This is a genomic window from Metasolibacillus sp. FSL H7-0170 (assembly GCF_038593115.1).
Taxonomy (GTDB): Bacteria; Bacillota; Bacilli; order Bacillales_A; family Planococcaceae; genus Metasolibacillus; species Metasolibacillus fluoroglycofenilyticus.
Genome location: NZ_CP151964.1, coordinates 794,353 through 815,058, shown reverse-complemented (window position 1 = coordinate 815,058; position 20,706 = coordinate 794,353). Strand labels below are relative to the sequence as shown.

The window sequence follows — 20,706 nt, the reverse complement described above, 5'->3', positions numbered from 1 at the left end:
GAAAAGAGGGTTCTCATGAAACATCGTTATTTACCAATGACGGAACAGGACAAACAAGAAATGTTAGCAACAATTGGCGTTGATTCAATTGATGCACTATTCTCAGATATTCCAGAGGAAGTTCGTTTCCAAGGGCAATATGACATTAAAGAAGCAAAATCAGAAGCAGCATTAATGAAAGAGCTAGCAGCATTAGCAGCGAAAAACAAGGATACAGCAGCAAACGTATCATTTTTAGGTGCGGGCGTTTATAACCACTACAAGCCTGTAATTGTTGACCATGTTATTTCTCGTTCAGAGTTTTACACTGCTTACACACCATATCAACCAGAAATTTCACAAGGTGAGCTACAAGCGATTTTTGAGTTCCAAACGATGATTGCAGAATTAACAGGCATGGATTTAGCGAACTCATCAATGTATGATGGCGGTACATCACTTGCTGAAGCAGGTATGCTAGCAGCGGGTCATACGCGTCGTAAAAAAATTCTTGTATCGGGTGCGATACATCCAGAATATAAAGATGTTGTGGCAACATACGCATACGGTCAATCAATCGAAATCGTTGCAGTGCCAACGAAGGATGGCGTAACGGATATTGAAGCACTAAAAGGCTTAGTGGATGATCAAACAGCGGCTGTAATGGTACAATATCCAAACTTCTTTGGTCAAATTGAAGATTTAAAAACAATTGGCGAAATTACGCATGAAGCAAAAGGTTTATTTATCGTATCAGCAAACCCATTAGCACTTGGGGTATTAACACCTCCAGGTAAGCTTGGTGCTGATATTGCAGTAGGTGATGCACAAGTATTCGGTATTGCAGAAGGCTTCGGTGGTCCTCACTGTGGTTATTTTGCAGTAACATCAAAATTAATGCGTAAAGTACCTGGTCGTTTAGTTGGTGAAACAGTTGACGAGCAAGGTCGCCGTGGTTATGTATTAACATTACAAGCGCGTGAACAGCATATCCGTCGTGATAAAGCGACATCAAATATTTGTTCGAACCAAGCATTACTAGCACTTGCAGCTTCTGTTGCAATGACGGCATTTGGTAAGCAAGGAATTCAGGAAGTGGCAAAGCAAAATATCGTTAAAACACGCTATGCAAAAAATGCTTTTGAAGCTGCTGGCTTTGAAGTTGCTTACCAAGGTGCACACTTCAATGAAATTGTTGTGAAAACGAAAAAATCTGTTACTGAAATTAATAAAGGCTTAATTGACAAAGGCATTATCGGTGGTTTTGATTTAGGTCGTGTATATCCTGAGCTAGAAAACCATGCGTTAATCGCTGTAACAGAGCTACGTACTAAAGAAGAAATTGACGCATTCGTTGCAGAGATGGGGGCTTACAATGCATAACGAAAACCAATCACTCATTTTTGAAATTACAAAACCTGGTCGTGTTGGCTATAACTTAGAGCCGCTTGATGTGCCAGAATACGATTTAGCAGACTTATTACCAGAAGGCTATGTGCGCGAAGAGGCTGCTGAGCTACCAGAAGTATCTGAATTAGATATTATGCGCCATTACACAGCCCTGTCTCGCCGTAACCATGGTGTAGACTCAGGCTTCTATCCACTCGGTTCATGTACAATGAAGTACAATCCAAAAATTAACGAAGCTGTAGCGCGTTTTAGTGGCTTCGCGAATGTGCACCCATTACAGGACGAATCAACGGTACAAGGTGCAATGGAGCTATTATATGATTTACAAACCTCTCTAGAAGAAATTACAGGTATGGATGAAGTAACATTACAACCAGCAGCAGGTGCGCACGGTGAGTGGACAGCGTTATTGATGATTCGCGCATTCCACGAGGCAAATGGTGAAGGTCACCGTAATAAAGTGATTGTTCCTGACTCAGCGCACGGTACTAACCCAGCATCTGCAACAGTTGCGGGCTTTGAAACAATTACAATTAAATCAGGTGAGGACGGTCTTGTGGACTTAGAGGATTTACGCCGTGTTGTAGGTCCTGATACAGCAGCATTAATGCTAACAAACCCAAATACAGTTGGTTTATTCGAAGAAAACATCATTGATATGGCAAAAATCATCCATGAAGTAGGCGGGAAAGTTTATTATGATGGTGCTAACTTAAACGCAGTTATGTCAAAAGCACGCCCTGGCGATATGGGCTTTGACTGCGTGCACTTAAACTTACACAAAACATTCACAGGTCCACACGGTGGCGGTGGCCCGGGGTCGGGTCCAGTTGGGGTAAAAGCAGATTTAATTCCGTTCTTACCAAAGCCAGTCTTAGTGAAAAAAGAAGATGGTACATTCCACTTCGATTACAATCGCCCGCAATCAATCGGTCGCGTGAAGCCTTACTACGGTAACTTCGGTATTAATGTACGTGCATATACGTATATTCGCACAATGGGTCCAGACGGCTTAAAAGCGGTGACAGAATATGCGGTATTAAACGCTAACTATATGATGCGTCGCTTAGAAGAATTTTATGATTTACCGTATAACCGTCATTGTAAGCATGAATTCGTTTTATCTGGTCGCCGTCAAAAGAAACTTGGCGTACGTACGCTTGATATTGCGAAACGTTTACTTGACTTTGGCTATCATCCACCAACAGTATACTTCCCGCTTAATGTGGAAGAAGGTATTATGATTGAGCCAACTGAAACGGAATCAAAAGAAACGTTGGATGCATTCTGTGATGTAATGATTGCAATTGCAAAAGAAGCAGAAGAAAACCCGACAATCGTACAAGAAGCACCACATACGACAGTTGTATCGCGCTTAGATGAAGCCCGCGCAGCTCGTACACCTGTGCTACGTTATACAAAATAATGGTAAGGGACGTCCCTAAAGCTGTGCAGTTGCCGGCTTTAGGGGCGTTTTTATATTAGTAGGCGGAAAGTACCGATTCGCTCATAAGATGGCTAAATTCGCTCATAAACCGAACGAATTCGCTCATAAATCATCTGAATCCGCTCATAAACTACTCAAAATCGTATTTGAAGGCGTTGTCAAAATAAAACGTCGAAAAATGTTTTTGTTATTTTCTTCGGGGTGAACTCTTTAAAGAAACACAAACAATAGCGTCTAAAATGTCGGCAACCGCACGACATTTTAGACGCTATTTTATGCCTTTGATTTAATCTTGCCTGTCCAAGTTCTGAAGCCGCCTTGGAGCTGATAGATTTGATTAAAGCCGCGCTTTTTTAGCATGAGTGCTGCACGTGCGCTACGGCCTGTGTTTTGGCAGTATAAGTATACTGGTAAGTCTGGACGAATTTCTTTGTAGCGTGTGTTGAGCTGTGTTGATGGGATATTACGAGCGCCTAAAATATGTCCAGCATCAAACTCTTTTGCTTCACGCAAGTCGATTAATTGTGCTTTGCGGTAGCCTTGAATAAATTCATCCTGTGTTAAATTCGTTACCGCCTTTTTCAACCGCATTGAGCTAATTAAAATATATACAGCGATGACTGCAATAACGATAAGTAGTGTAATCAAAATTTTCACTGCGAGTAAACCCCTTTCTATTTCTAAAATACATTATAAAAGATTATAGATTAAATGTACAGCGAACGTTGATATAACAGGGTTTTTTATATACTTTTTGCGGAGTTAAAATATTTTATTTCGATTTAGTGATTGCAGTGATAAGTAACCGCAAAATACAAAGTAATTCATCGAGAAGCTACTAAATCCTACCATTACACAAGATGATGACAACTTTTTTTATTGATAATTAAAGTTTTGAAATAAGAGGATATTCCACATTTTCCTAATAGACTCTCATTATGCATAAGTTGTTTAATTTTTCAGTAAATATTTTTGTGTTTAAAGTAAATAACTATGAAGAAATTCAATTGCAGAGGGGGACTTATAATGTTTAAAAAGCCAAAATCCATTACATCACCTAAAAAATTTATAGTCGGTCAAAATTTATTAAAAACATTACCAAATTATACAAAGATATATGGTGACCACGCTTATGTAATATGTGATGAGTTTATTCTTGAACGTGCCAAGGAAGAAGCTGGTAAGTCTTTTGAAAGTGAAGGCTATAAAAGTGAATTTGTAAAATTTAATTATGAAATTACGCAGGGAGAAATTGATAAACACCGTGAATTAGTCAAACAATCTGGAGCAAACGTAATTGTTGGTATCGGTGGCGGAAAAACATTAGACACAGCTAAAGCAACTGCTTATTATGAGCACTTACCTGTAGTAATTTTTCCGACCATTGCTTCAACTGATGCACCATGTACAGCCCTTGCAGTTATTTATAATTCTGATGGTTCATTCGACCGTTATTTGTTTTTACCATCAAATCCAGATGTTGTATTGGCGGATACTACGATATTAGCTGCGGCACCGACACGTTTTTTTGTAGCTGGGATTGGAGATGCCCTTGCTACTTTTTTTGAAGCACGTGCATGTTACCATAAAAATGGTGATAATTTGGTGAATTTAAAACCAACTTTATCAGGGTTAGGAATTGCTAAAATGTGCTATGACACCATTATAGAATATGGTCTTCAAGCGAAAATCGCAGTTGATCAAGGTATATCCACACTAGCAGTTGAAAATATAATTGAAGCGACCATTTATTTAAGTGGTGTAGGCGCTGAAGCTGGTGGCTTAGCTGCTGCCCATGCTATTCATAATGGAATGACTGCTGTTCCATCACTTCATGGTGCACAACATGGTGAAAAAGTAGTATTTGGTGTTTTAACACAGCTTGTCTTAGAAAGTGCACCAAAAGAGGAAATTGAAGATGTAATTCAATTTATTAAAGAGATTGGTTTACCATTAACTTTAAATGATCTTGGACTAGATGAATTCCGAGAAGAGGAGTGGAGAAAGGTAGCGGAAACTGCCTGTGCCGAAGGAGATACCATGAAAAATATGCCGCACCCAGTTACTCCTGATGATGTGTATCAAGCAATTATTGCTGCAAATGCATTAGCAGAACATTATCAAAATTAGTATCCTCTATATAGCGTTATATATACACAAGCAACCGCAGAAATGTGGTTGCTTTTTATCGTTATTTAGCGGTATTTTCTCCTTTATGAAATTAATAAAAAGCGTATTTATTTTGCTAGCTATTGAGAGGATTTTCTAATGAATTGTTTCGTAGAATACTTGGCACAAAAATTTTTTTAATATTTTAGCTTGCAATTTCTTTCGTTATAGCATATATTTTTCCTTAGGGAAACATATTAGCTCTACTGAAAGATAGTGGTCATTGCGAAAAATGTTCTAATGATTGCTTATGTATTTATAACAAAATTAGTAAGAATCGCGATATTACTTGCTGTTATATAGATAAGCTAATGCTATATGCTTCGGAAAATTTAACTTCTTTCAGTTGATGTCCAAACACCCACTGATAAAGAAGAGCACAGTCTAAGAGTGCCACTACACGCACACAATGGTTGAGTGACCAACATCGTGTTGGCCCAAGCTCCGGTGGATGTCACAGGACGTGACAGTTTTAGGTTAATTTCCGCTGGGGCAAAATTGATAAATAGAAAGGGAGTTTAGTTGATAATGAAACGGTTTTTAGCAGTTATGGGATTAATTTTATTGTTGGCCGCATGTAGTGATGGAGGAGAGGAAAGAGAAGGAAATGTTGTGGCGACTACAGGACAAATTGGGGATGCGATTAAAATAATAGGTGGGGAGCATTTACAAGTGACGACATTAATGGGGCCGGGTGTAGACCCCCATTTATACAAAGCAACGCAAAGTGATTTAACAAAGCTAGATAGAGCGGAAGTGATTTTTTATAACGGCTTATATTTAGAAGGGCAGATGCAGGATATTTTTAATCAAATGGCTGAGGAAAAAACGGTATTGGCAGTAGGTGAGCAGCTAGATAAAGGTGCATTATTAGCTGATGATGAGGATGCTGCATTACATGACCCGCATATTTGGTTTGATATTGATTTATGGAAAGAGGTCGTAGCTGCGATTGGAGCTACATTAGTTGGGGAGTATCCCGAGTACAAGGATGATTTTGAAGCAAATGAAGCGGCATACTTGGCGCAATTAGATGAACTAAAGGAATATGTGACTAGTCGTGTGGAGGAAATTCCAGCACAGCAAAGAATCTTAGTTACTGCTCATGATGCCTTTAATTATTTTGGTGAAAGCTTAGGCTTTGATGTAAGAGGGTTGCAAGGCTTGAGCACAGATTCGGAATATGGGGTAAAGGATGTGCAAAATATGGTTGATTATTTAGTAGAAAATAATATTAAAGCTATTTTCATAGAGTCTAGCGTATCGGATAAGGCAATGAAGGCAGTTATTGAAGGTGCAAAGGAGAAAGGGCATGCTGTCATTATTGGTGGCGAATTATTCTCGGATGCAATGGGTGCTGAAGGAACGGAAGAGGGCACGTATTTAGGTATGTATAAATATAATGTCGACACAATTGTCGATTCATTGAAGTAGGTGGAGTAGATGGAAGCTTTAACTGTTGAAAATTTATCGGTTGCTTATGATAAAAAAAAGGTGCTTGAAAATGTCAATGTGTCAGTACCAACTGGGCATTTAGCTGCGATTATTGGACCAAATGGCGCTGGCAAATCGACTTTTTTAAAAGCGATATTGAACCAGCTGCCAAATAAAATTGGCAAGGTGGAGATTTTAGGAAAGTCCTTTTCGCCGAAGAGCTTAGTTGTTGGCTATGTGCCCCAACGCAATGCTGTGGATTGGGATTTTCCAACGACAGCGATTGATGTAGTGTTAATGGGGCGCTACGGACACCGTGGGTTATTTAAGCGCCCAACAAAGCATGATAGAGTGCTTGCCATGCAGGCGTTAACGAGTGTTGGAATGCAGGATTTTGCAGAGCGCTCAATCGGTCAGCTATCAGGAGGACAACAACAGCGTGTGTTCCTAGCAAGGGCATTAGCGCAAAATGCAGAGATTTATTTTTTAGATGAGCCGTTTGCAGGGGTTGATGCCGCAACGGAAAAAACAATTATTGAGATTTTAAAAAATCTAAAGGCACAAGGAAAAAGTATTTTTGTTGTTCATCATGATTTGCAAACTGTAACAGAGTATTTTGACTACACTATTTTATTAAATAAAACAATCTTAGCTGCGGGAAAAACAGATGAAATATTTACGAGAGAGAAGCTACAGCAAACGTATGGTGGCAAATTATTAATGATGGAAGCGATGTAAGGAGGGGTAAAATGCTAGCAGGAAATTTACTTTGGGTTTTAATTGGAACATCGCTTCTTGGTATAGCAGCAGGTATTACAGGAACGTTTTCCTTTCTACAAAAGCAAAGCCTAGTCGGTGATGCTGCCGCACATGCTACATTACCGGGAATAGCTATCGCCTTTTTATTGACAGGACAAAAGGAGCTACCTGTTTTAATGCTTGGTGCAGCCATTACCTCAGCTCTTTCGATTTACTGCATCCAATGGATTGTCACATATTCCAAGCTTAAGGCAGATGCGGCAATTGGGCTAGTGCTTGCTGTGTTTTTTGGCGTAGGCATTGTACTATTAACAATTGTCAATCGCAGCCCGCTCGGTAATCAAAGTGGCCTAAATGATTTTATTTTTGGCAAAGCAGCAGCGATGACAAAATCGGATTTAACTTGGTTATTTATGAGTGCGATAATTATTATAGCAGTGAGCCTTTTCATGTATAAAGAGTGGAAGCTTATTATTTTTGACCCAGTCTATGCAAAGGGAATTGGTTTACCAGTAGAAGCATTGAAAGCTTGTTTAACAGCACTTATTGTGATGACGATTGTCACAGGGATTCAGGCGGTCGGTGTAATTTTAATGTCAGCATTGCTTATAATTCCAGCAGCAAGTGCTAAGTTGTGGATGAAAAGGCTTCATACAATGCTATTGTTTAGTGGTATTGCTGGAGGCTTGGCAGGTATTGTAGGTACATTTATTAGCTCACTACGTGTGGGGTTATCTACAGGGCCGATTATCGTTTTATGTGCTGCAAGCATCTTTTTCATTTCCTATTTATTTAGCCCAAAGTCTGGTCAGCTAAGTAAATATAGAAGAAAAAACAAATTTCAGCAAGGTGAAGTATGATGATTGAATTTTGGGTTATTTTAACAGGTGTTTTAGTTGGAGCTACTTGTGGCATTGCAGGTGTCTTTTTAATTCTTCGTAAAATGTCGATGATTGCAGATGCAATTAGTCATACAGTATTATTCGGAATAGTGATGGCCTTTATCATTACACAATCATTAAACGGCTTGTGGATGTTAGTTGGTGCAGCAATCGCAGGGATTTTGACTGCTTATTTAGTGCAGTTACTGCAATCCTCTGGCATTCAAGAGGATGCGGCAATTGGTGTGACGTTTACGACTTTATTCGCCCTAGGCGTTTTACTTATTACATTATTTGCAGGTAATGTTCATTTAGATGTAGAGCATGTATTAATGGGCGAAATTTCCTTTGTTCCATGGGATAAATGGACAATTTTATCCATCACAATGCCAAAAGCAGTTTGGATGCTGCTACTTGTCCTAGTAATTAATGTGGCATTTCTTATGTTATTTTATAAAGAAATGAAGCTTTCAACATTTGATTATGTTTATGCGGCGACAATCGGCTTGCCGGTAATTTTATTGCATTATGCTTTTATGACAACAATTTCCTTAACAACAGTTGCTGCATTTGATAGCGTTGGAGCGATTTTAGTTGTAGCAATGTTAATTGGCCCTGCTGCAACTGCGTATTTAATTAGTAAATCGATTAAGGAAATGTTTGTCTGGAGTGTGAGCTTTGGTGTTGTTTCAGCCCTTGTTGGCTACTATGCAGCAAAATGGCTCGATACATCCATCGCAGGGATGATGGCTAGCGTTGTCGGAATATTTTTTATTGTGATATTTATAGTGGATAAATGTCAGCAGCGCTTAAATAAAAAAGCAGTTGCAAATAAAAGGTCTTTTTAGAAATCGGAGGCTGCTTTTGATGCTAGTACTATAATGCTTCAAAAAAGCAATCGCTGTCTAGAAAGTGGTGCGTTAGCCACTTTTCAGGCAGCGCTTTTTTATATTTTTAAACAAATTGTTTACTCATAGTCTATTATCTATGGTAATTTAGAAGAGGAAAGTTTCGTCAAGGAGATGACAGCAGTGGAAAAGTGGTATTTTATTAATTCAGGACCTTGTTCGCCATCCTTTAATATGGCTTTGGATGAGGCATTACTTGATTGGCATAGCGAGGGAAGCATCCCGCCGGTAATTCGCTTTTACGAATGGAACCCAGCGACATTGTCGATTGGTTATTTCCAGCAGGCAGAGCGCGATATTGATTTGGAAGCTGTAAGGCGTCAAAATTTAGGATTTGTACGTCGGCCTACTGGCGGACGAGCAGTGCTTCATGACCAAGAGCTTACGTATTCAATTATTGTGACAGAGGAATACCCAAATATGCCGAAAACGGTAACAGAGGCTTATCGTGTATTAAGTGAGGGTATTTTATTAGGCTTTAAAAATTTAGGGTTGAATGCCTATTTTAGCGTACCAGATACAGAGGAAAAGCAAGAAGATTTAAAGAAGCCTAGAAGTGCCGTATGCTTTGATGCACCTAGTTGGTATGAGCTCGTAGTAGAGGGCAAAAAAGTAGCAGGTAGTGCGCAAACACGTCAAAAGGGTGTTATTTTACAGCATGGAGCCATTTTACTAGAGCTAGATGAGGAAAAGCTATTATCTGTTTTTAAGTTTTCTTCTGACAAAGTGAGGCAAAAAATGCGTGAAAAACTGCCTGAAAAAGCTGTAGCGATGAACCGATTTGTAGACACGCCATTTACAATTCCGCAATGTGTTGAAGCATTTAAGGCAGGCTTTGAAACGTCGCTACAAATTGAACTCGTTCCTCATACATTAACAGAGGAGCAGTTAGCTTATGTGAAGGAGCTAGAAGCAAAGAAATACGCCAATGATGAGTGGAATTTTAGAAAATAATGGAGTGTGCGTATGGAGTATTTAGCTATTTTTATAATTGTTATCCTTTATCAATGGCTGTTCATCCCGATTTTAAAGCGAAAAATAGGTTATATTCGCACCAAAGACACACTGTTTTATCAATATAAAACAAAATGGCAGCTCCCGTTTGAATTAGCTATTATTGCACTTGTTGTGCTATGTATCCTATTATTTACGCCGAAGCTTGCGCTGTGGTCTGTTGTCTTTGTGCCAATTGGCTTTGTCGTGATTTTCGTGGTGCGCGGCATGTTAGAGAAGAAATATGCTGCTGATTTACGCCACCATATTATTTCATTTGTCCAAGCATTTGCGATTATGATTGCGTTTACAAGCATTTTTATTTATAGCATGTTGATGAAGTGAGAGCTGTCCATATTAAATGTTTGCTAAAAGTATGTGCTAAGGGCGCGTCCCAAAAACGGTAATTCTTCAAAAAGCTAATTTCTTAATAACAAGAGGGTTCTTTGAAAAAGTGAAAAATACTGCGTCTAGCAGATTTTCGTCCGAATATAAATAAATGGGTGGAGTTGGCGTTTTCATTGCATCGTAAGCAGGGTCACCTCGGCATAGGATAAAAGTCGAACCTCTTCTCGGCGTAGTGAAAAATTAGCTTTACGCTCAATATAAATTCAAAAGAAAGCTGCTAAACTAGGTGTTTATCGTATACGCAAAGACATGTTCCTCTATTTTATCTAGAGATTCCTTTGATGAAACATCACCGAAAGCGTCCCAAAGGCAGAAGATGTACTGCTTTTGGGACGCCCTTTCTTTTGTAGTAGTAATCTAGGATTGCTAACAGAGCTACCAAACGTATTACTACAAGAGAAAGGCGGTTTTTTTCGATGAATTATCGAAAAATTTACTTAATCTGTGGGGAAAGCGCAGTGATTTCTCCTTTTTCTGCTATTATGGAACAGTGAGGAGGAACGGAAGTGAAAAAGTATATTGGAGATGCCATGATGCTCACAACAGCAATTGTTTGGGGGAGTGGCTTCGTTGTAACAGCGATTGCATTAAAATATTTAACTGCCTACCAAGTAATGGCAGGGCGTTTTATATTGGCGGCACTTATTTTGTTATTATTATTTGGTTATAAATTGAAGGGGCTACGTTGGTCAGTTGTTTGGAAAGGAGCGGTATTAGGGACAATTTTATATGTTGCTTTTGCTTTTCAAACAGTAGGATTAGAATATACAACCGCATCGAAAAATGCCTTTTTAACAGCAGTAAATGTTGTTATTGTGCCTTTAATTGCATTTGTTTTCTATAAAAGAAAAATTGATGGCTATGAGATGTTTGGTTCAGTTTTCGCTTTAGTGGGGATTGGCTTATTGTCGCTGCAAGGCTCTTTAATGATGAATATAGGCGATATATTAACACTAATTTGTGCTGTAGGCTTTGCGTTTGATATTTTTTATACGAATTATTTTGTGCAAAAAGAGGATGCGCTGCTGTTAACGATTGTGCAATTTGTGACAGCCGCCGCTATCGGTACATTTGTGGTCATTGGGCAAGGAGATATCCCAACGACAATCGCAAAAGAGGGGATGTATTCAATTATTTATTTAGCCGTTTTCTCAACGACGCTCGCTTATGTCTTTCAAAATGTTGCGCATAAATATACGACCGCAACGAAGGCGGCCATTATTTTATCAACGGAAGCTTTATTTGGTACATTGTTTTCCATCTTATTTTTACATGAAATATTGACGTTTAAAATGACGATGGGTGCATTATTAATTATGGTAGCGATTTTAATCGCGGAGCTGAAGCCAGCCTATTTCAAAAAGAGGATGATGGACAAGCTACAGCGACGGTGATGCGTTTTTACATAATAATGAGAAGAAGGGGGCTGTCCGATTTTTGGACAAGCCCCCTTTTTCACTCAATCGTGATGTAAAGTTGCAGCCATCTCTGGGTTCTGCTCTACTTCATGTAATTTTTTAAATGAAGCAATAGCTACTTCGACTTGGTCGTCCTTCGGCTCCTTTGTTGTTAAAAGCTGTAGCCAAAGGCCTGGATAGCCTAAAAAGCGTAATACAGGCACACCTCGTAAAGCATTTGTCGCCTGTAGCACTTCGAAGGAAATACCTAATACGACAGGAATTAATAAAATACGGTTGACGATGCGTAGCCATAGTGGGTCTGTTGGTACGAAAAAGTAGACGAACATGCCGACAATGACCGTAAATAAAATAAAGCTAGAGCCGCATCGATAATGCAGACGTGATTGCTTTTGTACATTTTCTACTGTTAGCTCTAAGCCAGCTTCATGACAATTAATCACCTTATGTTCAGCACCGTGATATTGGAATACGCGTTTAATAATCGGTGTCATCGCAATAAGCTGTAAATAGCTCAGTAATAAAATAAGCTTAATTGCTGTTTCTAAAAAGATTTGCCCTGTTTTATTCGGCACCCAAACGGTAAAGAAGTCAGCTAAAATCGCTGGCAGTAATGTGAAAACTAGTTTTCCAAATAAGAATGACAGTACTCCAACAACTGCTACGCCTAAAATCATTTGTAGCTTTGATGGCTCCTCGCCATTTTCCTCTTCCTCTCCGGGCGTTACATCGTAGCGCTCGCTTGCAAATTGTAAATGGCGTGAGCCGAAGCCAGCCGATTCAATTAATGCAACAACACCTCGCACGAAAGGAATCTTTTTTAATTTTTGATACAACGGTTTTTTCTTTTTTTCTACATGAAAATAATCAATCGACTGATCATTGCGGCGTATCGCAGTAATCATATGCTCTTTTCCAGCGAACATAACGCCTTCTAATAGCGCCTGTCCACCATATACGGGTACTTCCTTGCTCACTATGTACACCACTCTCTTAAATAGATTCTAAATTATTGTACTAAATTTTTTCGTAAACGACTACGAAAATGCATACGGCTTGTGAATTTTGGTGAAAATACAAAGAAAGGGAGGCATTTCTATGTTATTGGCGATGATTACAAGTATTGTCGGTGCAATTGGTTTTTCATGCATGTTAAAGCTTTTACATTATTTTAATTTCATTTCTTGGCATCCAATCGGCTTTGTGAAAAAGTGGGAGCTAGCAATCGCACCGTTTACTGCATGGTTTTTGCTAGGGCTATCACTATTTATTTTATTTTTCATTATCTATATTTTACTTCAATATGCTTGGCGTGTACCAGCATTTTTCACTTCTTTAGTTATCGGGCTAGCATTTGCCTTTTTAGCAGAATGGATTATCTATGATTTACCAGCGGAAAAAGCATCCTTTAAAAAATTATCGATTCCATTTATTGTTATAACGATAGCGACATGTCGTTTTGTCATCGAAACAGCACAATTTCATTATTATAATAGAAAATTCGCCTATCGAAATAAGTTGATGTATAAAAACACTATGATAAAATAAAATTATGTCATCAATTAAAGGGGGGATATAGAGTGAAATTGCTCGTATTAAATGGACCAAATTTGAATCGTCTAGGCAAGCGCGAGCCTGAGATTTACGGAACGGAAACTTTAGCTGATATTGAGGCAAGATTGCAGTCACTGGCGGCAAGCTTTCAATGTGAAATTGATTTTCGTCAATCCAATCATGAAGGGCAGTTGATTGATTGGATTCATGAGGCTGAAGATTATAAAATGGCGGGCATTGTTTTCAACCCGGGAGCTTATACACATACAAGTGTTGCTTTACGCGATGCAATTGCATCTGTTAGTGTCCCTGTCATTGAAGTACATATTTCAAACATTCATAAGCGTGAGCCATTCCGCCATCATTCGATGCTAGCAGCTGAATGTGTCGGCCAAATTTGCGGTCTTGGCACAATCGGCTATGATTTAGCTGTACGCAAATTTTTACAACAATAAAAAAGGGGAATAACTTCATGAAATTAACAAAATTACGTCAAGCATTAATCGACGAAAAAATCGATGCTTTATTAATTACAAATGGCTATAACCGCCGCTATATGACAGGCTTTACGGGTACTGCAGGTGTAGCAATCGTGTCAAAAGACGATGCGGTATTTATAACGGATTTCCGTTATACTGAGCAAGCAGCAGAGCAAGTGAAAGATTTCCGCATTGTTCAACATAGTGGCTTAATTGTTGATGAAGTGGCGAATCAGGCTGCACTAATGGGCGTTCAAACGATTGGATTTGAAAAAGAGGCGCTTACATATAGCGCATACGCACAGTACAAAAATGCAATTAAAGCAGAATTTGTACCAACTGCGGGTTTAATTGAAAAAATTCGCTTGATTAAGACAGAGCAAGAGATTAATATTATTAAGGCTGCATGTGAAATTGCAGATCATGCATTTACACATATTTTAGGCTATATTGAGCCGGGGAAAACAGAGCTTGATGTGTCGAATGAGCTTGAATTTTTCATGCGTAAGCAAGGTGCGACAAGCTCGTCATTTGATATTATCGTAGCAAGTGGTGTGCGCTCCGCATTGCCACATGGTGTTGCGACAAACAAAGTAATCGAAAAGGGCGATTTTGTCACACTTGACTTCGGTGCACTATACAATGGCTATATTTCTGATATTACACGTACAATCGCAGTAGGGCAGCCATCCGAAAAGCTTGTAGAAATGTATAATGTCGTATTAGAATCACAGCTACTTGCTTTAGAAAAAGTAGGACCAGGTATGACAGGCATCGAGGCGGATGCAGTAGCACGCGATTATTTAACAGCAAAGGGCTACGGTGAGGCATTTGGTCATTCCACAGGGCATGGAATCGGTTTAGAAGTGCATGAGGGGCCGGGGCTATCGTTCCGTTCAGAAACAGTGTTAGAGCCGGGAATGGCTGTTACAATTGAGCCAGGTGTCTATTTACCTGGAATTGGTGGCGTACGTATCGAGGACGATATACTAATTACGGCAACAGGTAATGAAAAATTAACTCATTCTACAAAAGATTTAATTATTTTATAATTTGGAGGAAAATGAAGATGATTTCAGTAAACGATTTTCGCACAGGCCTAACAATTATCGTTGATGGCCAATTATACCGTGTTCTGGATTTCCAACACGTAAAGCCAGGTAAAGGTGCTGCATTTGTGCGTTCAAAACTACGTAACCTTCGTAACGGTAACGTCAACGAGAAAACGTTCCGTGCGGGTGAAAAAGTGGAGAAAGCGATGATTGATAATCGCAAAATGCAATATTTATATGCGCAAGGGGATGCTCATGTATTTATGGATATGGAATCATATGAGCAAACTGAATTAGCAGCAACGCAAATTGAGGATGAGTTATTCTATTTATTAGAAAATATGGAAGTTCACATTCAATCATACCAAGGCGAAATGCTAGGGATTGAGTTACCGAATACTGTTGTATTAGAAGTTGCTGAAACAGAGCCTGGTATTAAAGGCGATACAGCTTCAGGTGGCTCAAAGCCAGCTAAAATGGAGACAGGTTTAATGGTAAACGTACCATTCTTCGTTAATGCTGGTGATAAATTAATTATCAACACAACTGATGGCTCGTATGTTTCACGTGCATAATGAGTGAAATAGCAGGCTGGTTTGTAGGCGTTAAGCTTACGAGCCAGCTTTTTTCTATAGTAACAATAAGTCAAAAGTATTACAATAAGATGGAAGGAGTGATGAGAAATGTTACAGCAATTTCAAATTAATAAACCAATTATTCAAGCACCAATGGCTGGTGTAACAACGCCGCAGCTTGTAATCGCTAGCTGTGAGGCAGGCATATTAGGCTCGATTGGTGCAGGCTATTTAGATGGTGCTGCAACAAGAGAATTTATTCAAGCTGTAAAAAAGGGGACTAATAAGCCTTTCGCTGTAAATTTATTTGTACAAGAAGAGCCGAAAATAGATGTTGCGGTGTTACAGGAGGCACGTGTAGCATTGCAGCCAATATATGATGAACTAAATATTGCCCCTGTACAAACAGTTATTTCGAAGGATGTGTACTCAGAGCAATTGCAGGTTGTCATTGATGAGCAAGTGCCGATTTGTTCATTTACATTCGGTATCCCGAGCGCTACGGATATTGAGCGTTTAAAGGCAGCGAATATTTACATAATTGGTACGGCAACTACGCTACAGGAGGCGCAGGCTGTGGAAGCGGCTGGATTTGATGCAGTCGTACTACAGGGCAGCGAGGCTGGCGGTCACCGAGGTACTTTTACAGAGCCTTTAGAATTAATCAGCATAGACGATATATTAGCACAAGTAATCGGTCAAGTGACAATTCCTGTTATTTTAGCAGGCGGCATCGCCACGGCAAGACAGGTGAAGGAAGCTTTAGCACAGGGTGCAACAGCGGTGCAAGTGGGGACAGCATTTTTAGTCGCTGTTGAAAGTGAAGTATCTTCATTGTATAAGCAAGCCATTTTACAGTCAGAAGGTGGCGCGACGACATTGACGAAAGCATTTACAGGCAAATATGCGCGCGGCTTAAAAAACGACTTCACAGAGCGTTTAAAGGATGCGATTGTTGCACCATATCCTATACAGCATCATTTAACGACGGCTATTCGCAAAGAAAGTACAGCACAAGGTCGCCCCGAATTTTTATCGTTATGGATGGGCGCAAACGGCCATCTAGCGAAAGAAGCAACGGTTGCGGATATTGTGGAGGAGTTGTTGCGGGAAGTCAATTAAATAAAGGGAGCAATGATTAAGAGTACAATAATACTACAAATCAATGACGTGCTGACAAGCTTAGGTAGTTTTTTTCGCTGTGCCCCATGATAAAAGCCCGAAAATTGCCATTTGTTTCTGTAAAGAACAAATAATAACAGGAGTAGGCTAACGCTAACGCATACATTTCCTATATTGCTTAAAGATAGGCTCAATGATGAATAAATTTTATTTAATAAATAGCTGGAGACTACACCAAACACGATAAAAATAGCGATGATTCTAACTAATTCTAGTAATATGCGCATATAAAGACTCCTTTCATGAAGAGAACTAATATATTAACGTAAGTTTAAGCTATTATAACAAATGAATAATAAAGGTAAGCTAGAGGCTGCTCATTATGAGTGGCCTCTATTTATTATGTTATTGAAGGGTCTGTGATACAGAAATTCCTTGAGCTTCTGATTTTGCAGTCCCAATAAATATACCATAAGCTGTTACACCAAAGTAATCGTCTTTATGTTGGACGCTAGAGCTTTTTCCAGACTTTGTTTTAGTAAATGTTTTATCATAAGATTTAATCAAAAACCCACCAGTACCTAATCCGTAACCGATATGTTGAAGTTCAGCCGTTGTATCCCCGCTATATTTACTTACAGCATAAACTGTACAATCATATTTATTACTTATAGGAGAACCCCAAAAATTATATGTGCATGAGCCAGTTACTTTTAATCCTGAATTTTCGTAATTAAATGATTTAGTTCCACTAACTAGCCCAAAAGGTTGTATAACATTTGTATTCTGAGTTTTATCGCCATATGTTTTAATAAATTCAGAATCTTCTATATTAAGTGTTTCACCGACCTCATACCGATTAGCAATATCAATTAAATGATTTTGTATTTCCTCTTTACTTAAGTTATTCGAATCTGAGAGAATCGATGCTTCAGTATTATTACTGAATACTAGAGTAAAGAATAAAATTAGAAAGCAATTAAGATAAAATTTAGTTTTTTTCAAAATGAAAAACCTCCTGATATGTTTTGAAGCACTAGAGGATATAGTGAATTAAAATTCCTATTTTATCAATCTTATAATAAATTACATAGGATAAACTTATAATATATTCCTCTTTTGCATCATGTATATTCCTTAAAATATTTTATTGTTCCCTCGAGGTAACTTAATCCTAACACTCAATATACCGCATAATCAATTGCGTGTTTCCGTAGTAAGTAATTGCGGAAACACGCAATTGACTATATCGGTATACATCATGTAGATGGAAGTAGTATCACTCAATTTCACTGACTTGTAGTTCTATCACACTTTTCATCCACATATAATGCGGTACGTAAGGAGGCTAGGCTTTGGAGCTTCAAGATGTACTTCGTGTTGCAGGGGTAGGGCTTGTGATTGCCTTGCTGCATGTATTTTTTGAGCAGACAGGAAAAAAGGAGTTTTCATTTTTTCTATTTTTTATTGCTTATTTGTATATGACAGCAGAGCTCATTCGTTTTTTACGTTTGTTTTTCAATGAAATACTTATTTTCTTTCAATGGCTTACTTCTTCGGGGTGACGATGACAACGATATTTGCTGTGGTAATTTTACTTTTGCTCCTGCAATTAATTAAACAAGCAATCCCTTCACTACATTCTTTATTCACCATTATTTTTACATTCATTTTTCTGCAATTCGTTTTTGTACAATCTATCATACCGTGGGCTCGTCATTTTGTAACCATTATCCAGCATGTTCCCTATGCACTATCCTTACTTTATACAGCTATCGTGTTTTTATTGAGTGAGTTTATGTTTACGTTACTCGTGGACCATGAATATGAAGCGTTAGGGGAGGTGATGCGTATCGCTGTTCGTATCGCACTCGTCACATATTGGATGACCGAGCTAGAACCAGCGATACAAGCATTGTCAAATTTACTCAAAAGGGTGTAGTAAATGGACACGCTTATCAACGTCTTTCGTGAACCAATTTCAAATATTATATTCCTTATTGCAGTTGTCTCATTATACACATTAGTTTTTTTAATTATCGAAGCATTTGTACCTAGTGCAAAATCATGGCTAGAATCTTTATTTATTATTTTGCTTGTTTTGACAATAGGGGAGCTTGTCATAGAAGCTTTTCGAATCATGCGAGAGTTTGCTGAAATTTTATCTGCCTTTTTTTTAGCACTTATTCCCGTACTGACATCCGCAATGATTGTTCTTCAATCCATTTTAGCATTTGTTGCTTGGAGTCCGCTCGTCCTATTTTTATTGCAAATGCTTATGCATATTACGAATAAAGTGATGATCCCTGCGTTACTCGCTGCACTGTTATTTGACTTTTGCAGTCGTTTTGTACAAGGTATTTCTTTTAAAAAGCTAGCTGATTTGTTACGTATGACGTCGATGAGCTTAATTGCAGCATCATCATTAGCACTTTCACTCATCCTAACGATTTCTGGAGTCGCTTTCTTTGCGGTCGATTCTTCTGTCACAACCCCGTTAAAAAAGGTGGTAGAGCAAGCGATTCCCTTAGTAGGATCAATCGTTGTGCAAGGCTTTTCAATGTTTCAAAAATTTCAAGGAACAGCGACAACAATTACTGGCTTTACAATGATTAGCGCTTTTTCAGTTGCCTCCTTTTATCCAGCAGGCACACTTTTGTTATATGCATTTAGCTGTAAATTGCTTGCCGCAATTACAGAGCCATTTACGAGTTCCAATGTCAGCGGTCTCATTGATGATATAGGAAATACACTATTTGTTTTATGCGCTATTGCGATATTGCTAGCTATTACTTTTATTTTCATTTGGTTATTATTATTTGTCATTATGCAGTTAGGGGTGGGCAAAAATTTGTGATGACGATATTAGCACTCGTTGTAGTTGGACAATGCTTATTATTGATTGCAGATGAGCAAAGATTTATTGTTTATGTTCGCTTGGCTCTCTTCCTTTGTTTTTATGCTTATATCGCAGATTTCTTGCGCATATAAAGGAAAGGCATCTCATATAATGTGGTAATTTTCCCCTAGGGAGCTGTGAAATGGTTGATAAAAAAGGGGGTAAGTTCAAGTATGTGGAGAAGCGATTAAATCTACCATTGATTATTATACCGATACTTTTAGTAGCAATTTTTCTCTTTACGAATCAAAAGACACCTGCAACAAATGGGCAAAATGAAAGTTCACTAGAGCAGACGTTACAAGAAATGGCTGGAGTAGGACAAGTAAAGGTGTATGTGCATTATGAGGGACAAAGCGATGCCATACTAAGCGATTATTTTCGTGCAAAGGAAGGGCGAGTGACAGGCGTATTAATTGTAAGTGAGGGTGCGGTAAAGCCAGCAGTACAGCGGGAGCTATTGCAAGTTGTAAGTAGAGTAATGGAAATACCTGTGCACCGCATAATGATTGTACCGATGCGAAACAAAGGAGATGGACAATGAAGGTAAAGCGTAGAACAGTTTGGTTTTTAACACTTTTTAGTTTAGCGGCAGTTATTGCTGTTTATTATGTATTTGAAAATGATAGAAATCTAAATTTGATGGCGATTTTCTCAGATAGCACAATGCAGGAAACGACATTAACTGGTTTACAAGAAGAAACGAGAGCGGTACAATCTGAAAGCTATTTATTTGAGCAAATGCGGATGGAAGTAGACCATGAGCGCAGTCAATTACGAGAGCAATACACGCAGAAAATTGCCTCAGATCAATATACGGCAGAGGAAAAAAATGAAGCATACAATGAAATGAATGCATTAATCAAGCAGGAATCGGCTGAGGCAATGCTTGAAATGCTAATAAAATCATTAGGCTACTCTGATGCTTTCGTTCGTGTAGAGGATGAGAAAGTAGCAGTAACCGTCATGTCAGATGAAATTTCCAAAGAGGAAGCGAATGAGATTATTTATATCGTCATGTCTGAGCAAGGTGAAGGCGTACAAGTAACAGTAAACGTGCAATCAAATTATTATTGAAATAATAATGTTTATGTGAGGTTTTTTTTAGGCGCTTTTCATAGAAGCCGCTTAATAAAAGCTTCACTTTTATTTTTTAGTTTGCATTATTTAGTCATTAGTCATTTGATGTCTTACAACTACTATAGTAGAAAAATAATTG

Annotated in this window: 24 protein-coding genes; 21 read left to right on the top strand and 3 right to left on the bottom strand. The window is 38.6% G+C overall.

The window, feature by feature from the left end; translation table 11 throughout:
• Nucleotides 1-15 precede the first annotated feature (15 nt).
• Nucleotides 16-1,362 (top strand): aminomethyl-transferring glycine dehydrogenase subunit GcvPA, encoded by a 1,347-nt coding sequence (gene gcvPA, locus MHH70_RS03800; RefSeq protein ID WP_342472592.1) that lies wholly within the window; start codon nucleotides 16-18, stop codon nucleotides 1,360-1,362.
• Nucleotides 1,355-2,815 (top strand): aminomethyl-transferring glycine dehydrogenase subunit GcvPB, encoded by a 1,461-nt coding sequence (gene gcvPB / locus MHH70_RS03795; protein WP_342472591.1) that lies wholly within the window; start codon nucleotides 1,355-1,357, stop codon nucleotides 2,813-2,815. Before gcvPA ends, gcvPB begins: the two co-directional genes overlap by 8 nt.
• Nucleotides 2,816-3,109: 294 nt before the next feature.
• Here the strand turns inward: gcvPB and MHH70_RS03790 are convergent, their stop codons facing one another.
• Nucleotides 3,110-3,493, bottom strand: a complete 384-nt coding sequence (locus MHH70_RS03790; RefSeq protein WP_066163695.1) for a rhodanese-like domain-containing protein — start codon at nucleotides 3,491-3,493, stop codon at nucleotides 3,110-3,112.
• Between the two features lie 369 nt (nucleotides 3,494-3,862).
• Between MHH70_RS03790 and MHH70_RS03785 the strand changes: the two genes are divergently transcribed.
• From MHH70_RS03785 to MHH70_RS03750, 8 genes are all read left to right on the top strand, one after another.
• Complete coding sequence (locus tag MHH70_RS03785) at nucleotides 3,863-4,966, top strand: glycerol dehydrogenase (RefSeq protein ID WP_342472590.1); 1,104 nt, start codon at nucleotides 3,863-3,865, stop codon at nucleotides 4,964-4,966.
• 567 nt (nucleotides 4,967-5,533) lie between these two features.
• Nucleotides 5,534-6,439, top strand: a complete 906-nt coding sequence (locus MHH70_RS03780) for a zinc ABC transporter substrate-binding protein (RefSeq protein ID WP_066163691.1) — start codon at nucleotides 5,534-5,536, stop codon at nucleotides 6,437-6,439.
• 9 nt (nucleotides 6,440-6,448) lie between these two features.
• Complete coding sequence (locus tag MHH70_RS03775) at nucleotides 6,449-7,177, top strand: metal ABC transporter ATP-binding protein (protein ID WP_107942560.1); 729 nt, start codon at nucleotides 6,449-6,451, stop codon at nucleotides 7,175-7,177.
• A gap of 11 nt (nucleotides 7,178-7,188) precedes the next feature.
• Nucleotides 7,189-8,058, top strand: a complete 870-nt coding sequence (locus MHH70_RS03770; RefSeq protein WP_107942561.1) for a metal ABC transporter permease — start codon at nucleotides 7,189-7,191, stop codon at nucleotides 8,056-8,058.
• On the top strand, nucleotides 8,055-8,927 hold the full coding sequence (locus MHH70_RS03765) for a metal ABC transporter permease (RefSeq protein WP_342472589.1): 873 nt from the start codon (nucleotides 8,055-8,057) through the stop codon (nucleotides 8,925-8,927). The genes MHH70_RS03770 and MHH70_RS03765 overlap by 4 nt, the downstream gene beginning before the upstream one ends.
• 234 nt (nucleotides 8,928-9,161) lie before the next feature.
• Complete coding sequence (locus tag MHH70_RS03760) at nucleotides 9,162-9,941, top strand: biotin/lipoate A/B protein ligase family protein (RefSeq protein WP_082798973.1); 780 nt, start codon at nucleotides 9,162-9,164, stop codon at nucleotides 9,939-9,941.
• 12 nt (nucleotides 9,942-9,953) lie between these two features.
• Entirely contained in the window at nucleotides 9,954-10,325 is a 372-nt protein-coding gene (locus MHH70_RS03755; RefSeq protein ID WP_342472588.1) for a DUF4181 domain-containing protein, read from the top strand.
• 569 nt (nucleotides 10,326-10,894) lie between these two features.
• Nucleotides 10,895-11,782, top strand: a complete 888-nt coding sequence (locus MHH70_RS03750; protein WP_342472587.1) for a DMT family transporter — start codon at nucleotides 10,895-10,897, stop codon at nucleotides 11,780-11,782.
• A gap of 65 nt (nucleotides 11,783-11,847) precedes the next feature.
• Here MHH70_RS03750 and MHH70_RS03745 read toward each other — a convergent pair whose 3' ends face one another.
• Nucleotides 11,848-12,732, bottom strand: coding sequence for a DUF1385 domain-containing protein (locus MHH70_RS03745; RefSeq protein ID WP_342473156.1), 885 nt, complete (start codon nucleotides 12,730-12,732; stop codon nucleotides 11,848-11,850).
• Between the two features lie 172 nt (nucleotides 12,733-12,904).
• Between MHH70_RS03745 and MHH70_RS03740 the strand changes: the two genes are divergently transcribed.
• The 5 genes from MHH70_RS03740 to MHH70_RS03720 all read left to right on the top strand — a co-directional run bounded on the left by MHH70_RS03740 (nucleotide 12,905) and on the right by MHH70_RS03720 (nucleotide 16,588).
• The gene (locus MHH70_RS03740; protein ID WP_342472586.1) at nucleotides 12,905-13,354 is read left to right on the top strand and encodes a hypothetical protein; all 450 of its coding nucleotides are present in this window, start codon (nucleotides 12,905-12,907) and stop codon (nucleotides 13,352-13,354) included.
• A 32-nt stretch (nucleotides 13,355-13,386) separates the two neighbouring features.
• Complete coding sequence (gene aroQ / locus MHH70_RS03735) at nucleotides 13,387-13,815, top strand: type II 3-dehydroquinate dehydratase (RefSeq protein ID WP_066163672.1); 429 nt, start codon at nucleotides 13,387-13,389, stop codon at nucleotides 13,813-13,815.
• Between the two features lie 17 nt (nucleotides 13,816-13,832).
• Complete coding sequence (locus MHH70_RS03730) at nucleotides 13,833-14,891, top strand: Xaa-Pro peptidase family protein (RefSeq protein ID WP_066163670.1); 1,059 nt, start codon at nucleotides 13,833-13,835, stop codon at nucleotides 14,889-14,891.
• A 17-nt stretch (nucleotides 14,892-14,908) separates the two neighbouring features.
• Nucleotides 14,909-15,466 carry an elongation factor P gene (efp, locus tag MHH70_RS03725; RefSeq protein ID WP_066163668.1) on the top strand — a complete coding sequence of 186 codons (558 nt, stop codon included), beginning with the start codon at nucleotides 14,909-14,911 and terminating at the stop codon, nucleotides 15,464-15,466.
• A gap of 108 nt (nucleotides 15,467-15,574) precedes the next feature.
• Complete coding sequence (locus tag MHH70_RS03720) at nucleotides 15,575-16,588, top strand: nitronate monooxygenase (protein WP_342472585.1); 1,014 nt, start codon at nucleotides 15,575-15,577, stop codon at nucleotides 16,586-16,588.
• Nucleotides 16,589-16,993: 405 nt separating this feature from the next.
• Here MHH70_RS03720 and MHH70_RS03715 read toward each other — a convergent pair whose 3' ends face one another.
• Complete coding sequence (locus tag MHH70_RS03715; protein WP_342472584.1) at nucleotides 16,994-17,593, bottom strand: hypothetical protein; 600 nt, start codon at nucleotides 17,591-17,593, stop codon at nucleotides 16,994-16,996.
• 350 nt (nucleotides 17,594-17,943) lie between these two features.
• On the opposite strand from MHH70_RS03715, the gene MHH70_RS03710 reads away from it, so the two are divergent.
• From MHH70_RS03710 to MHH70_RS03685, 6 genes are read left to right on the top strand one after another with little or no spacing between them, the layout of a single operon-like run.
• Nucleotides 17,944-18,153, top strand: coding sequence for a stage III sporulation protein AC (locus MHH70_RS03710; RefSeq protein ID WP_066163666.1), 210 nt, complete (start codon nucleotides 17,944-17,946; stop codon nucleotides 18,151-18,153).
• Nucleotides 18,154-18,155: 2 nt separating this feature from the next.
• Nucleotides 18,156-18,530: a hypothetical protein gene (locus tag MHH70_RS03705; RefSeq protein WP_066163665.1), complete on the top strand. Its 375-nt coding sequence runs from the start codon at nucleotides 18,156-18,158 to the stop codon at nucleotides 18,528-18,530.
• 3 nt (nucleotides 18,531-18,533) lie between these two features.
• Nucleotides 18,534-19,445: a stage III sporulation protein AE gene (locus tag MHH70_RS03700; RefSeq protein WP_342472583.1), complete on the top strand. Its 912-nt coding sequence runs from the start codon at nucleotides 18,534-18,536 to the stop codon at nucleotides 19,443-19,445.
• On the top strand, nucleotides 19,442-19,579 hold the full coding sequence (locus tag MHH70_RS03695; RefSeq protein WP_161485061.1) for a hypothetical protein: 138 nt from the start codon (nucleotides 19,442-19,444) through the stop codon (nucleotides 19,577-19,579). The genes MHH70_RS03700 and MHH70_RS03695 overlap by 4 nt, the downstream gene beginning before the upstream one ends.
• Nucleotides 19,580-19,629: 50 nt before the next feature.
• Nucleotides 19,630-20,031, top strand: a complete 402-nt coding sequence (locus MHH70_RS03690) for a hypothetical protein (RefSeq protein WP_066163661.1) — start codon at nucleotides 19,630-19,632, stop codon at nucleotides 20,029-20,031.
• On the top strand, nucleotides 20,028-20,564 hold the full coding sequence (locus tag MHH70_RS03685; RefSeq protein ID WP_066163660.1) for a SpoIIIAH-like family protein: 537 nt from the start codon (nucleotides 20,028-20,030) through the stop codon (nucleotides 20,562-20,564). Before MHH70_RS03690 ends, MHH70_RS03685 begins: the two co-directional genes overlap by 4 nt.
• Nucleotides 20,565-20,706 lie beyond the last annotated feature (142 nt).